The sequence below is a fragment of the Franconibacter pulveris genome, from assembly GCF_056780215.1.
In genome coordinates, this window is the sequence record NZ_CM165555.1 from 2,647,862 (window position 1) to 2,662,842 (window position 14,981).

A 14,981-nucleotide genomic window follows, 5' to 3' on the forward strand; every position below is an offset into this window, starting at 1 on the left:
GGCGGCACTCCTTAACGATCTTTCGGGTCGAGGGCATCACGCAGGCCATCGCCGATAAAGTTAAAACAAAACAGGGTGACCACGAGGAATCCTGCCGGAAAGAGCAGCAGCCAGGGCGACACTTCCATGGAGTTGGCGCCGTCACTCAGCAGCGCCCCCCAGGAACTCAACGGCTCCTGCGTGCCGAGGCCCAGGAAGCTCAGGAAGGATTCAAACAGGATCATGCTTGGCACCAGCAGCGAGGCGTAAACCACCACCACGCCCAGCACGTTTGGCACGATATGCCGAACCACAATGCTGGCGGTAGAAACCCCGCCTACCTGGGCTGCTTCGATAAACTCTTTGCGCTTAAGGCTGAGCGTCTGGCCGCGCACGATACGCGCCATATCCAGCCAGGATACCATGCCAATGGCCACAAAGATGAGCAGGATGTTCTGACCAAAAAAGGTGACCAGCAGGATAACGAAGAACATGAACGGGAAGGAGTTCAGGATCTCCAGCAGACGCATCATAACGGAATCCACTTTGCCGCCGAGGTAGCCGGAAAGCGAACCGTAAAGCGTGCCGACGATGACCGCCACCAGCGCCGCCGCCACGCCCACCATCAGCGAAATGCGCCCGCCTATCGCCACGCGCACCAGCAGATCGCGGCCGGAAGAATCGGTCCCGAACCAGTGTCCGGATTCGGTATCCGGCGGGCTCGACATCATTCCCCAGTCAGTATCGAAGTAACTAAATTGCGAAAGCATCGGCGCGAGCGTGACGAACAGCGCAATCAACGCCAGTACGACCAGGCTCGCGACCGCTGCGCGGTTATGCACAAAGCGACGACGCGCGTCCTGCCAGAGGCTGCGCCCTTCGACTTCCAGTTTTTCACTGAAGTTTTCCAGCGCCTCGCTGTTTTTCTTACTCAACATCATGGCGACTCCAGCGTCAGTAACGGATTTTTGGGTCGATGACGGCATAAAGCACATCGACAATGGCGTTAAAAAGGATGGTCAGCGCGCCGACCAGGATAGTCAGGCTCAGCACCAGCGAATAGTCGCGGTTCAGCGCTCCGTTAACGAAAAGCTGGCCGATACCCGGCAGTCCATAGATAGTTTCAATAACCATCGAGCCGGTGATAATGCCGACAAACGCCGGGCCCATATAAGAGAGCACCGGCAGCAGCGCCGGTTTCAGCGCATGACGAAGGATAATCCGACGCATCGGCAGCCCTTTCGCCCGCGCGGTACGGATGAAGTTAGAGTGCAGCACTTCAATCATCGAACCGCGCGTAATACGCGCGATACTGGCGATATAGGCAAGGGAGAGCGCCACCATCGGCAGGATCATAAATTTTAACGCTCCGCCATTCCAGCCGCCGCCGGGAAGCCACTGTAGCGTGATGGCGAATATCATGACCAGTAGCGGGGCTACGACGAAACTCGGTATCACTACCCCGGTCATCGCAATGCCCATTACCGTGTAATCCCATTTGGTATTTTGTTTAAGTGCCGCAATCACGCCCGCCGTTACGCCCAGAATGACCGCCAGCAAAAAGGCCGCAGCGCCGAGTTTCGCGGAAACCGGAAACGAAGAGGCCACCAGGTCGTTAACGGAATAATCTTTATATTTGAATGACGGTCCGAAATCTCCGTGAGCCAGCTGTTTCAGGTAACTGAAATACTGAGTCAGAATCGGATCGTTTAAATGGTATTTCGCCTCGATATTCGCCATGACTTCTGGCGGCAGCGCGCGCTCACCGGTAAAGGGGCTGCCCGGCGCCAGACGCATCATAAAGAAGGAAATCGTGATAAGGATAAAGAGTGTCGGAATCGCTTCCAGACAGCGACGTAGTATAAATTTCAACATTGCCCGTACCTTCTGGCATGTGCCTTTAAGTAAAGATGAAAAAGGAGCCTGCGCCAGACGGCTTTGAGGCTCCAGGGCACAGTGGCGCGAGTGCAACTTTCTTATTCACGCGACGGCGTTTATTTCCGCCGCAGGTTATGCGGCGGAAAATTTTACCGCAGCGAGAAGAGAAATCGCTTCGCCCCACGCATTGCCATTAGTGCTTGATAATATAAAGGTTCTTAACGTAGAGATTATCCATCGGGTCTTTACCGGTATAACCACCCACCCACGGTTTCACCAGACGGGCATTCACGTAGTAATAAACCGGCACGATCGCGGAGTCTTTATCAAGCTGTTCTTCAGCTTTCTGATAAAGCGCGGTGCGCTGCCCTTCATCCGTCACCTTCAGCGTATCGCCGATAATCTTATCGAACGCTTCGCTCTTATAGTGCGCGGTGTTGTTAGAGCTGTCAGAGAGCATGGTGTTCAGGAAGGAAGTCGGTTCGTTGTAATCCGCACACCAGCCCGCACGCGCTACGTCGAAGTTGCCCTGATGACGGGTATCCAGGAAGGTTTTCCACTCCTGGTTTTCCAGCTTCACGTTCACGCCGAGGTTTTTCTTCCAGATAGAAGAGACGGCGATAGCCAGTTTCTTGTGCAGATCTGACGTGTTGTACAGCAGGTCGAACGTCAGCGGCTTATCCGCCGTGTAACCTGCTTCCGCCAGCAGCTTTTTCGCTTCCGCGTTACGCTGTTCCTGGGTCATTTTGAACCAGGCGGGTTCGGTCAGCTTCGCGCCGTCGGTGTAAGGCGGGGTGTAGCTGTAAGCCGGCAGGTCGCCCTGGTTTTTCACTTTATTTACGATAATATCGCGATCCAGGCCCAGTTTCAGCGCGGCGCGAACGCGCGGATCGTTAAACGGCGGCTTCTGGTTGTTGATTTCGTAATAGTAGGTGCACAGGTACGGGTCAACGTGCACCTCTTTAGGAATCTCTTTTTTCAGCTTCTGGAAGAGTTCAATCGGCATGTTGTTATAAGTCATGTCGATTTCACCGCTGCGGTAGCGGTTTACGTCTGTTACTTCAGAAGAGATAGGCAGGTAAGTCACCTGATTGATAACGGTTTTCGCGTTATCCCAGTAATTGGTATTGCGCTCAAGCACGATGCGCTCGTTCACCACCCAATCTTTGAGCTTATAAGCGCCGTTCGAAACGATATTGGCAGGCTGCGTCCATTTGTCGCCAAATTTCTCTACGACGGCTTTAGGCACCGGTGACATGGAAGAGTGCACCAGCAGCTTATAGAAATAAGGAACCGGTTCGGTCAGAGTGACTTCGAGAGTATTATCATCGATCGCTTTAACGCCAAGTTCGGTCGGCTTCTTTTTACCGGCGATAATGTCGTCGATATTCGCGATATGACCATATTGCAGGTAGCTTTCATAAGGCGAAGCCGTGTTCGGATCGGCCAGACGCTGCCAGCTGTACACGAAATCGTGCGCCGTTACCGGCTCGCCGTTGGACCACTTCGCATCTTTACGCAGATGGAACGTCCAGACTTTGAAATCTTTATTTTCCCACTTTTCCGCCACGCCCGCGCTCGGGTGTCCGTCCACATCAGTCACCAGCAGGCCTTCAAACAGGTCGCGGTTGATATTGGATTCCGGCACGCCTTCAATTTTGTGCGGATCGAGGGATTGCACTTCAGAACCATTGTTGCGCACCAGCGTCTGTTTTTCCGCCAGTTGCACACCTGCAGGTACATTCGCAGCCATTGCGTTACCTGCGATTAGCGCAGAAAGAATTCCCGCCGCTACCAGACTTTTTTTTGTGATGATGGTCATTGTGATAATACTCCACTCATTATAATTACTGGCCCTGAAGCCAGCCTCTTGCTGCCCTTTTGGGCGCCTGTACAGCGCAGGAGCGATTTGCCGCTGTCAGGTTTTTCTTTTTTTTACTGCTTGCTATCACCGACTTTATTTATAACGACCACTCGTACGGCGGTCTTTACGTCGATTCCTGGCTTCTCTTCCCCTGTCTGAAGAGAAGCGAGAGGATGGCGAACCTGCCGCCAGAAAACGCTTTCAGACGAAAAGCATTCTCATTAACTAATAATTTGCAGCCGAATGTTTTGGCCGGAAGGTATCAAAAGCGACAATCCTGCGCCAATAGAATTTACAAATTTGTTAACCATTTCTCTTTTAAAGAGGCCTAAAACGATATTCAGCACTACTTTATGAGAAGTTAAATCCCACTAAAAATATTAATAATCAATGCGTTAAACATCAAGAACGGGCTTGCGGTTACGCATTTTGAACCCTGTCACGCAAAATCACATAAAATTAACATTTGTCTATTTTTTAGCACATTCATCTGCTTTGCGAATGAAATTACTAATAACATTTCAGTTATCCGTCAGCAAGGACAAGAGTATCATGTGAGAAAAATAACAAACCTTTTGCTCTGTTTCTGCACGCCAGTTAAGAGTAATTATTAATAAGGCATTGATTTTAAATAATTAACCTTATGCATTCTTTTTTGCTATGACGATGTTGCATTTGGTCGAAAACAAGACGAAATGCTAATGAAGTCGCAAAAAAAAGCGGAGCCGGAGCTCCGCTTTTTCAAATGAAAGCGATTTAATTAAGCAAACCTGGAAAGATAGCTTTCAAACCCGTCACAATAAATTCGATGCCAAGGGCCATGAGCAACAGCCCCATAATACGTGTTATCACGTTAATTCCGGTCTGACCAAGCAAGCGCACAAGCCACGGAGCCAGACGGAAAACGCCCCAACAGCAGAGGGCAAAAACAGCGATGGCCAGTGAAAACCCCACCATATAACCCAGGCTGTGATAACGCGTTCCCCAGACGATAGTTGAACTGATCGCGCCCGGTCCGGCCATCAAAGGAAGCGCCAGCGGCACAACGCCCACGCTCTCACGAATCGCGGTTTCTGATTTCTCTTGTTTGTTTTGCTTATCCTCGCCCAGTTTGCCGCTAATCATCGACATAGCGATAGTGACAACCAGTATGCCGCCCGCGATACGGAAGGAATCTATAGAAATACCGAACAATTGCAGGATGGCATCGCCCAGAAAAAGCGACGTCCACAGAATGATGGCGACAGAGAGGTTGGCAGTAAGGTTCGTCTTATTACGGGCCACCGCGGTTTGGTAACTGGTCATGCTAATAAAGACGGGGATAATCCCAACCGGGTTAACCAGCGCAAAGAGCCCGATAAAGAACTTAAAGTAGGTTGGCATATCTAAGAAAGAGTGGGCCACAAGAACTCCAGAAATGAGCCATGCAAAAGACTCGCGTAATGTAAAGGAAAAGGCCCACGTACGCTACGCTGATCCGCAGGGCAATATTCTTCTTATTCCTTTTTCAGGAAAACGAACCGCTCTTGTTATTTATTTGTTGTAATTATGGTAACGTAATTTATATACGCTGTAGCTAAGCTATTACACAATGCTGTAATACTGAAATATGGCCTGCTGAAAGGAGTCAGCATGGATATAAATTGATCCTGATCACGTTTTGCCTACTCAGAAGTGAGTAACCTGATTACGCCGCCAGGGAAATAACAGCGACCTTTAGTGCTGTGAGGGTAAGGCTCTTTTAGTAAATCAGCGTGGTGTCATTTGCTATTGCGTTGTCACATCCTGTCTGTTACGCGTGCTGTTTGGTCTTGCTCTATAAGCGCTTCGAACAGCTGGTTTACTAAAAGAGTTTAACATTATCAGGAGAGCATTATGGCCGTTACTAATGTCGCTGAACTTAACGCCCTCGTCGAGCGCGTAAAAAAAGCCCAGCGTGAATACGCCAACTTTACTCAAGAACAGGTCGATAAAATCTTCCGCGCAGCCGCTCTGGCCGCCGCAGATGCTCGCATCCCCCTCGCTAAAATGGCCGTTGCCGAATCCGGCATGGGTATCGTCGAAGATAAAGTGATTAAAAACCACTTCGCTTCAGAATATATCTACAACGCCTACAAAGACGAGAAAACCTGCGGCATCCTGGAAGAAGACGATACCTTCGGCACTATCACTATCGCCGAACCCACTGGCATCATCTGCGGTATCGTTCCAACGACTAACCCGACATCCACCGCAATTTTTAAAGCGCTCATTAGCCTTAAAACGCGCAACGCTATCATTTTCTCTCCGCACCCGCGTGCGAAAAACGCCACCAATAAAGCAGCCGATATCGTGCTTCAGGCGGCAATTGCTGCTGGTGCGCCAAAAGACATTATCGGCTGGATCGACGAGCCTTCAGTTGAGCTTTCTAACCAACTGATGCACCACCCGGATATCAACCTTATCCTCGCCACCGGTGGCCCGGGTATGGTGAAAGCCGCATACAGCTCAGGCAAACCGGCAATCGGCGTAGGCGCTGGCAACACGCCAGTCGTTATCGACGAAACCGCCGATATCAAACGTGCCGTGGCGTCCATCCTGATGTCCAAAACCTTCGATAACGGCGTTATCTGCGCATCTGAACAGTCCGTTGTCGTTGTTGATTCTGTGTATGACGCTGTGCGCGAACGTTTCGCCACCCATGGCGGCTATCTGCTTCAGGGCAAAGAGCTGAAAGCCGTTCAGGATATCATCCTGAAAAATGGCGGCCTGAACGCGGCTATCGTAGGCCAGCCTGCCACCAAGATTGCTGAAATGGCAGGCATCATCGTACCGGCTGGCACTAAGATTTTGATCGGCGAAGTAACCCTCGTGGATGAAAGCGAACCGTTCGCCCACGAGAAGCTCTCCCCGACCCTCGCCATGTACCGCGCGAGAGACTTCGAAGACGCTGTAGTGAAAGCGGAAAAACTGGTTGCGATGGGCGGTATCGGTCATACCTCCTGCCTGTACACCGACCAGGATAACCAGCCGCAACGTGTCGCGCACTTTGGTCAAATGATGAAAACCGCGCGTATTCTCATTAATACCCCGGCGTCGCAGGGCGGTATCGGTGACCTCTATAACTTCAAGCTGGCGCCTTCTTTGACGCTGGGTTGCGGTTCCTGGGGCGGTAACTCCATCTCTGAAAACGTGGGTCCGAAGCACCTGATCAACAAGAAAACCGTTGCCAAGCGAGCTGAGAACATGTTGTGGCATAAACTTCCGAAATCTATCTACTTCCGCCGCGGCTCTCTGCCTATCGCGCTGGATGAAGTGATTACTGATGGTCACAAACGCGCCATGATCGTGACTGACCGCTTCCTGTTCAACAATGGTTACGCTGATCAGATAACCTCCGTGCTGAAAGCAGCAGGCGTCGAAACCGAAGTGTTCTTTGAAGTTGAAGCGGATCCGACCCTGAGCGTTGTTCGTAAAGGCGCTGAACTGGCTAACTCCTTCAAGCCGGACGTTATCATCGCACTGGGTGGCGGTTCTCCGATGGACGCCGCGAAGATCATGTGGGTGATGTATGAGCATCCGGAAACCCATTTCGAAGAACTGGCGCTGCGCTTTATGGATATCCGTAAACGCATCTACAAATTCCCGAAAATGGGTGTGAAAGCGAAAATGATCGCCGTCACCACCACTTCCGGTACCGGTTCTGAAGTAACTCCGTTCGCCGTGGTTACTGATGACGCAACAGGTCAGAAATATCCGCTGGCAGACTACGCGCTGACTCCGGACATGGCGATCGTCGACGCAAACCTGGTGATGGATATGCCGAAGTCACTCTGCGCGTTCGGTGGTCTGGATGCGGTAACTCACGCCCTGGAAGCTTATGTCTCTGTTCTGGCAAGCGAGTTTTCCGATGGTCAGGCTCTGCAGGCGCTGAAACTGCTGAAAGAAAACCTGCCAGCTTCTTACCATGAAGGCGCTAAAAACCCGGTTGCACGCGAGCGTGTTCACAGCGCCGCGACTATCGCGGGTATCGCCTTTGCGAACGCCTTCCTCGGCGTGTGCCACTCCATGGCGCACAAACTGGGTTCGCAGTTCCATATCCCGCACGGTCTGGCTAACGCCCTGCTGATTTCCAACGTTATCCGCTATAACGCGAACGATAACCCGACGAAACAGACTGCATTCAGCCAGTACGACCGTCCGCAGGCTCGCCGCCGTTATGCGGAAATTGCTGACCACCTTGGTCTTTCCGCACCGGGCGACCGCACCGCAGCGAAAATTGAGAAGCTGCTGGTATGGCTGGACAGCATCAAAGCTGAACTGGGCATTCCGAAATCTATCCGTGAAGCGGGCGTTCAGGAAGCGGACTTCCTGGCGCATGTTGATAAGCTGTCTGAAGACGCCTTTGACGATCAGTGTACCGGTGCTAACCCGCGCTACCCGCTGATTTCTGAGCTGAAACAGATCCTGTTGGATAGCTTCTATGGCCGCGAATACACCGAAGGCGGTGCGGCAGCTGCTAAAGAAGTCGCTCAGGTAGTGAAGGCTGACAAGAAAGCGAAAAAACCTGCCTGACAGGTTAATAGCCGATAAAAAAACCCGTCTGATGGCGGGTTTTTTATTATGAAAATAAGGGTAACTATAGAACTAGCATGACCGCATTTTAAAAGCCATAGCAGCGTTTTTATATGCCTCCCAAGCCTCCCCTATGACTAGCACTCTTTACGCTGCTGTACGGCCTGTAAAGAGCCTTTGGCAAGCGCCTCTTTATAATGTTTACGGCAAACGGAGACATAGCGTTCGTTACCACCGATAACGACCTGCTCCCCTTCATTATAAGGCTGACCGTTTTGATCCAGCCGCAGCACCATGCTCGCTTTGCGTCCGCAGAAACAGATAGTTTTCAGTTCGACCAGCTTATCGGACCATGCCAGTAAATACTGGCTGCCGATAAATAGCTCGCCGCGAAAATCCGTACGCAACCCGTAACAAAGCACCGGAATATCTAACTCGTCCACTACCCCGGCAAGTTCATAAACCTGCTGACGCGTCAGGAACTGGCTCTCGTCCACCAGCACGCAATGTACTGGGTTACGCTCATGTTCTTCGCGAATGTCCGTAAATAACGATGTGCTCTGATTAAAAAGTTTCGCAGGCGATGAGAGACCGATGCGTGAACTCACTTTCCCGGCGCCGAAGCGATCGTCGATTTCCGCCGTATAGACGACCGTTCGCATCCCTCTTTCCTGGTAGTTATAGGAAGACTGAAGCAAAGCGGTAGATTTACCCGCGTTCATTGCAGAATAGTAAAAATAAAGTTGCGCCATTGGCGGCAAGCCCCATGGTATGAAACGGAATAGGCGTGATTGTACCATAACCTGCCAGTACCGCATGCCTGCAGGCGCTGCGTTAATCCACGAAGCGCATTTAGCGTCAGAGTGCTTTATATTTACCCGCACGGTAATAATGCATTTACGACCATATAAGCGAACCAGTAAATAGCGGCTGCCATTATTAACCCTGGTTAACTAACCCCTTATCCAGACTGATAAAATTACTGAAAAATAAAAGAATAATGCCCCTCACGCGGGGAGTATCGGAGTTCATGCGAAAGAATGATATTTATACAACCGCCCCTGCCCGCGTTATAAAACATTGCTTATGTTTCATCTCGTGCCCTCTATAAAATCGTTGTCGCGCCCGCAATAAGCCCGCTTTTTTTGTACGGTTCTTAAAGGTAGATTTAACTTTGCTTTTTTTAATAACGTCCAAAATAAGCCGATATTTTGAATTCCTTACATTCTCACCTATTGCAGAAGTGAAATTAAGGCTCTATTATTAGGTCAACAAACCACCCCCAATATAAGTTTGAGATTACTACAATGAGCGAAGCACTTAAAATTCTGAACAACATCCGTACTCTTCGTGCGCAGGCAAGAGAATGCACCCTTGAAACGCTTGAAGAAATGCTGGAAAAATTAGAAGTTGTTGTTAATGAGCGCCGTGAAGAAGAAAGCGCTGCAGCAGCTGAAATCGAAGAGCGTACTCGTAAATTACAGCAGTATCGTGAAATGTTGATCGCGGATGGTATCGACCCGAACGAATTGCTGAACAGTATGTCTGCTGCTAAAACTGGCACTAAAGCCAAACGCGCTGCTCGCCCGGCGAAATATAGCTACATTGATGAAAACGGCGAAAGCAAAACCTGGACAGGCCAGGGTCGTACGCCGGCAGTTATCAAAAAAGCTATCGATGAAGGCAAACAGCTGGACGATTTCCTGATTAAAGACTAATGCGCTTTAATAAAAAACCCGCTTCGGCGGGTTTTTTGTTTTAAAGAGGATAAGACATAATCAACCGGCGACCTGATAAAACGCCTTATACCACTCTACAAAGCGCTTAACGCCCTCGTCTACTGAGGTATGCGGCTTAAAGCCAATCGCGTCATACAGGGCCGTTGTGTCCGCGCTGGTTTCAAGCACATCGCCAGGCTGTATCGGCATCATGTTTTTCTGCGCTTCTTTACCCAGCGCTTTTTCAAGCGCGGAAATATAATCCATCAGCTCGACAGGAGAGCTGTTGCCAATATTATATACACGATACGGAGCGGAGCTGGTGGCCGGCGATCCGGTTTCCACTGTCCACTTCGGGTCCGCCTGTGGAATAACGTCCTGCAAACGAACAATCGCCTCGGCAATATCATCGATATAAGTAAAATCACGGCGCATTTTGCCATGGTTATAAACATCGATGCGCTTATCTTCCACGATCGCTTTAGTAAATTTAAATAACGCCATATCAGGGCGGCCCCAGGGACCATAAACTGTAAAAAAGCGTAACCCGGTAGTCGGCAAACCATAAAGATGGGAATAGGTATGCGACATCAACTCATTGGCTTTTTTCGTCGCCGCGTATAAAGAAACGGGATGATCGACACTGTCATCGGTAGAAAACGGCATTTTACGGTTCAGGCCATAAACGGAACTGGAAGACGCGTATAATAAATGCTCAACCTGATGATGGCGGCACCCCTCAAGCACATTTAAATGCCCTACCAGATTAGCGTCCGCATAAGCATGCGGGTTTTCCAGTGAATAACGAACGCCAGCCTGTGCGGCAAGATGAATAACGCGTTGAGGTTTTTCTGTAGCAAATAAATCCGCCATTCCCTGACGGTCGGCGAGGTCAAGCTTTTGAAAACGGAAATTGGGGTGATTTTCTATAAGGTTAAGGCGAGCGTATTTGAGGTTGACATCATAATAGTCATTCAGGTTATCGATACCGATAACCTGGTGACCGGCTGCCAGCAGACGCTCGCTGACGTGAAAACCAATAAAGCCTGCTGCGCCGGTTACCAGAAATTTCATACAACCCTCATTTATTATGCAATGTTAATGGATGCTCCGCGGCCGATTGCATAATAAACAAAGCCGCGTTTGCTGAGCCTGCCTGGATCATACAGGTTACGACCGTCAAAGATAACCGGCTGTTTAAGGGAATTTTTAATGATGTCAAAGTCCGGCGCGCGGAAAGCCTGCCATTCGGTACAGATAACTAACGCATCTGCCCCATGCAACGCGGCCTCTTTGGTTCCCATCAAACGTAAGTCGTCACGGTGACCATAAATGCGCTGCGTTTCATCCATCGCTTCCGGATCGTAGGCCTGAACCGTCGCTCCACGCTTCCAGAGTTCTTCCATCAGTACACGGCTTGACGCTTCGCGCATATCGTCAGTGTTGGGTTTAAACGAAAGTCCCCACAGCGCGAACGTTTTACCGCTTAGATCTTCGCCGAAATGACGACGAATGAACTCTGGCAGCTTCTGCTTTTGATCGTGGTTAACGTCTTCTACGGCTTTAAGCAGACGCGGCACATAGCCAATCTGTTCAGAGGTACGGATTAACGCCTGCACATCTTTCGGGAAGCAGGAGCCGCCGTAACCACAGCCAGGATAGATAAAGTGATAGCCGATACGCGAGTCTGAACCGATGCCCTGACGCACTTTTTCGATATCCGCGCCCAGACGCTCCGCCAGGTTCGAGATCTCGTTCATAAAGCTTATCTTAGTGGCCAGCATGCAGTTGGCGGCATACTTGGTCAGTTCTGCGCTGCGGATATCCATCAGGATCATGCGGTCATGATTGCGGTTAAACGGCTCATAGAGTTCACGCAGCAGTTCAACGACATCGTCGTTGTCTGTTCCCACCACGATACGCTCAGGGCGCATACAATCCGATACCGCCGCCCCTTCTTTCAGGAATTCCGGGTTAGAAACCACATCAAAGGGGATATCCACGCCGCGCGCCTGCAGCGTTTCGCTCATCACTTTACGGACTTTGTCCGCCGTGCCCACTGGCACGGTTGATTTATCCAGCACCACTTTGTGGCCGGTCATATGCTGAGCGATAGTCCGCGCCACAGCGGTGACGTATTTCAGATCCGCAGAGCCGTCTTCATCCGGCGGGGTGCCGACCGCGATAAACTGCATTACGCCATGCTCAACGCCCTCCTGCGCGTTTGTGCTGAAATGCAGCCGCCCCTCTTCATAATTTTTCTTCACAAGCGGGGTCAGACCCGGTTCATAAATCGGGATGACGCCTTTTTTCAGGTTCTCGACTTTATTTTCATCAACGTCGATACACATGACATCGTGGCCGACTTCCGCCAGCACCGCGGCCTGAACCAGACCGACGTAGCCAATACCAAAAACGGTTACTTTCATTGCCTTGTCCTGCCTGAATAGGTTACTTCTTATCGCCCACGGTTTCGTTCAGCCAGGCTTTAAATTCCTCACCGAGCGTGTTGTGGCGGATCCCATATTCTACGAACGCCTGCATGTAACCGAGTTTGTTGCCGCAGTCGTGGCTCTTGCCTTTCATGTGGTAGGCTTCCACTGTCTCTTTATCCATCAACATAGCGATAGAGTCGGTGAGCTGGATTTCATCACCCGCTCCCGGAGGCGTTTTGGCCAGCAGCGGCCAAATATCGGCGCTGAGCACATAGCGGCCTACTACAGCCAGGTTGGACGGCGCGACGTTCGCCTTCGGTTTTTCAACGATGCCGACCATCGGCACGCTGTCGCCAGGCTTCAGCGCAACGCCTTTACAATCGACCACGCCATACGCGGTAACATCTTCTACAGGCTCAACCATGATCTGGCTGTTGCCGGTTTCATCGAAGCGCTTAATCATCTCGGCCAGGTTTTCCTGGGAGAGGTCAGATTCAAACTCATCCAGAATGACGTCCGGAAGAATGACGGCGACCGGCTCGTCACCGACAACCGGGTGCGCGCACATCACAGCGTGGCCGAGGCCTTTCGCCAGGCCCTGACGAACCTGCATGATGGTGACATGCGGCGGGCAGATAGATTGCACTTCTTCCAGCAGCTGGCGCTTGACGCGTTTTTCCAGCATGGCTTCAAGTTCAAAACTGGTGTCGAAATGGTTTTCGATAGAGTTTTTGGAGGAGTGAGTGACCAGAACAATCTCAGTAATGCCAGCGGCGATACATTCGTTAACGACATACTGAATTAACGGCTTATCAACCAGCGGCAGCATCTCTTTTGGAATCGCCTTAGTGGCCGGCAACATCCTGGTCCCTAATCCCGCAACCGGGATTACTGCTTTTCTTACTTTCGAATTAATGGCAGCCATTGAATATTCTCCTGGACTGTTCAAGTTTGACACTTGTTCGTCAATTAAAAACGCGTTCGAGTATATCAGCATAGATTTGTATTAAGCGGCTGAATACGCGGTGCCCCGGCACTTTAGGACTAATACGAAGAAAACCAACGTGATATTAGCACCAGCAAAGAGCGTGCGGATAAAGCTATCTTGCTTTATCCCCGCTGAACGCTCATTCCGCAGACAACATCAGCCTTAAACGGCCGCCAGCGCCCCAAATCTGACACTGCCAGGATTCGCAACGCTGGCTAATTTGATTTAAGTAAGTATTACCCAGCGTACCTAAAGGCACACCATTACTTACCTGAATTTGATGGTCGCCAGTATTTAACGTCGCGTTAAGACCAGCGGAAACCAGAATAAGATTTTTTAAACCGCTGTGGTAATACCCAACCATAAGCGGAAATTGCCCAACCAGATTTGCCTGGCGTAACAATTGGTTAACTTGTTTAAGTAAATTCCCCAGCTCGGGCAGGCGCTGTCGCTGCTGAGAAAGCTGCTCCTGCAATAACCCATTAAAAAGCGCGCGTAACAACAACGCAGCCAATACGCCGTTATCGCCGGCACGGGTAACGTCGAGACAGTAAAAGGCGAGATCTTGTTCAGAAAGGGGGGCGATATCCAACACCAGGCCCGGCTCATCGGCAGAGACCAGCTGGCGATAATTAATGCGACAGTGAGAGATGACCTGCTGAACCGGGGGCTGCAACTCCTGCAGCAGCTTTGCCGCCGCCTGCGGGTTGTTCACCAGCGCATCCCAGTCCTGGAACAAGCGCTCTTCTTCCTCGACGCGCGAGTTAAACATGTTTGGGTAAAGGCAGGCGAAAACGGTTTCACGCAGGCGGTTTAAATCTTTAACTGGCTTTAGCAAGACATCCTGTACGCCAAGACGCAGCGCCTTAGCGATATCCGCCATGTTTTCCGTAGCGGAAATGACAAGGATAGGCGTTTGATCCCCTTCGTTGCGGATATGCTCCACCAGCTGCAACCCATTCATACGGGGCATTTCCAGATCGCAAATCAGCAAATCCGGAGTCTGTTGGGCCATTTTTTCCAGCGCTTCTACCCCATCCCACGCAACGGCGGTTTCCGCGCCCATTCCAGTGAGCCAGGCATCCAGCATTGAGCGGAAAACGGGTTCGTCTTCGACGATAAGGATCTGTTTTCCGGCTAAAGGTTGCGTCATCTTCTTCCCCCTGACAAATGACAACTTAATAGTGGCATGTTCAAGCGACGGCTGCCTGTCAGAATCGCCTGAAGAATGCTCGCACTGGGGGAACTCTGGTTACATTGCGCCCGGTAAAAAGCGGGATAAATGATAAAAGTCCAGCAAGCGGGACATAATTTGCACAAAATAAAAACCACATTATCAATATATTCTTTGCGATAGTGCCTGGCTGTGTGTAACGCCGTTACGATCAAAAAGACCCCGGCCATGGATAGCATTCTAAAAAAACCTAAAATTGTGTCGATGTCCAGCAGGGCGTTAATAATGGCGAATTTTTCTTCCCGCATCAGCCCGTCTGTTTGCTCTTTCATTACGCCTCGGTTGAAGTCCCCGGTATGACATCCCGTGGCGTCATCGCCACTGCTCGGTT

Annotated in this window: 12 protein-coding genes; 2 read left to right on the forward strand and 10 right to left on the reverse strand. The window is 50.6% G+C overall.

Annotated features, from left to right (window positions below; genetic code table 11):
• Window positions 1-11: 11 nt before the first annotated feature.
• The 4 genes from oppC to ACU4F7_RS12545 all read right to left on the reverse strand — a co-directional run bounded on the left by oppC (window position 12) and on the right by ACU4F7_RS12545 (window position 5,104).
• A complete protein-coding gene (gene oppC / locus ACU4F7_RS12530; protein WP_024556094.1) occupies window positions 12-920 on the reverse strand; it encodes an oligopeptide ABC transporter permease OppC in 909 nt (302 codons plus the stop codon).
• A gap of 13 nt (window positions 921-933) precedes the next feature.
• A complete protein-coding gene (gene oppB / locus ACU4F7_RS12535; protein WP_024556093.1) occupies window positions 934-1,854 on the reverse strand; it encodes an oligopeptide ABC transporter permease OppB in 921 nt (306 codons plus the stop codon).
• Window positions 1,855-2,050: 196 nt separating this feature from the next.
• Window positions 2,051-3,679: an oligopeptide ABC transporter substrate-binding protein OppA gene (gene oppA / locus ACU4F7_RS12540; RefSeq protein WP_481637043.1), complete on the reverse strand. Its 1,629-nt coding sequence runs from the start codon at window positions 3,677-3,679 to the stop codon at window positions 2,051-2,053.
• Between the two features lie 798 nt (window positions 3,680-4,477).
• Window positions 4,478-5,104, reverse strand: a complete 627-nt coding sequence (locus ACU4F7_RS12545; RefSeq protein WP_024556091.1) for a YchE family NAAT transporter — start codon at window positions 5,102-5,104, stop codon at window positions 4,478-4,480.
• 492 nt (window positions 5,105-5,596) lie between these two features.
• On the opposite strand from ACU4F7_RS12545, the gene adhE reads away from it, so the two are divergent.
• Window positions 5,597-8,275 carry a bifunctional acetaldehyde-CoA/alcohol dehydrogenase gene (gene adhE, locus ACU4F7_RS12550; RefSeq protein WP_481637044.1) on the forward strand — a complete coding sequence of 893 codons (2,679 nt, stop codon included), beginning with the start codon at window positions 5,597-5,599 and terminating at the stop codon, window positions 8,273-8,275.
• A gap of 137 nt (window positions 8,276-8,412) precedes the next feature.
• Here the strand turns inward: adhE and tdk are convergent, their stop codons facing one another.
• Window positions 8,413-9,027, reverse strand: a complete 615-nt coding sequence (gene tdk / locus ACU4F7_RS12555) for a thymidine kinase (protein ID WP_029591516.1) — start codon at window positions 9,025-9,027, stop codon at window positions 8,413-8,415.
• A 555-nt stretch (window positions 9,028-9,582) separates the two neighbouring features.
• Between tdk and hns the strand changes: the two genes are divergently transcribed.
• Complete coding sequence (gene hns, locus ACU4F7_RS12560) at window positions 9,583-9,993, forward strand: histone-like nucleoid-structuring protein H-NS (protein WP_024553058.1); 411 nt, start codon at window positions 9,583-9,585, stop codon at window positions 9,991-9,993.
• Window positions 9,994-10,053: 60 nt separating this feature from the next.
• On the opposite strand, the gene ACU4F7_RS12565 is transcribed toward hns, so the two are convergent.
• The 5 genes from ACU4F7_RS12565 to ACU4F7_RS12585 all read right to left on the reverse strand — a co-directional run bounded on the left by ACU4F7_RS12565 (window position 10,054) and on the right by ACU4F7_RS12585 (window position 14,922).
• Window positions 10,054-11,067 (reverse strand): NAD-dependent epimerase, encoded by a 1,014-nt coding sequence (locus ACU4F7_RS12565; RefSeq protein ID WP_029591515.1) that lies wholly within the window; start codon window positions 11,065-11,067, stop codon window positions 10,054-10,056.
• A 14-nt stretch (window positions 11,068-11,081) separates the two neighbouring features.
• Window positions 11,082-12,422 carry a UDP-glucose dehydrogenase family protein gene (locus tag ACU4F7_RS12570; RefSeq protein ID WP_029591514.1) on the reverse strand — a complete coding sequence of 447 codons (1,341 nt, stop codon included), beginning with the start codon at window positions 12,420-12,422 and terminating at the stop codon, window positions 11,082-11,084.
• A gap of 22 nt (window positions 12,423-12,444) precedes the next feature.
• Window positions 12,445-13,353, reverse strand: a complete 909-nt coding sequence (gene galU / locus ACU4F7_RS12575) for a UTP--glucose-1-phosphate uridylyltransferase GalU (protein ID WP_029591513.1) — start codon at window positions 13,351-13,353, stop codon at window positions 12,445-12,447.
• 202 nt (window positions 13,354-13,555) lie between these two features.
• Window positions 13,556-14,569, reverse strand: coding sequence for a two-component system response regulator RssB (gene rssB, locus ACU4F7_RS12580; RefSeq protein WP_029591512.1), 1,014 nt, complete (start codon window positions 14,567-14,569; stop codon window positions 13,556-13,558).
• Window positions 14,566-14,922, reverse strand: a complete 357-nt coding sequence (locus ACU4F7_RS12585) for a hypothetical protein (RefSeq protein ID WP_029591511.1) — start codon at window positions 14,920-14,922, stop codon at window positions 14,566-14,568. The genes rssB and ACU4F7_RS12585 overlap by 4 nt, the downstream gene beginning before the upstream one ends.
• Window positions 14,923-14,981: the final 59 nt, after the last annotated feature.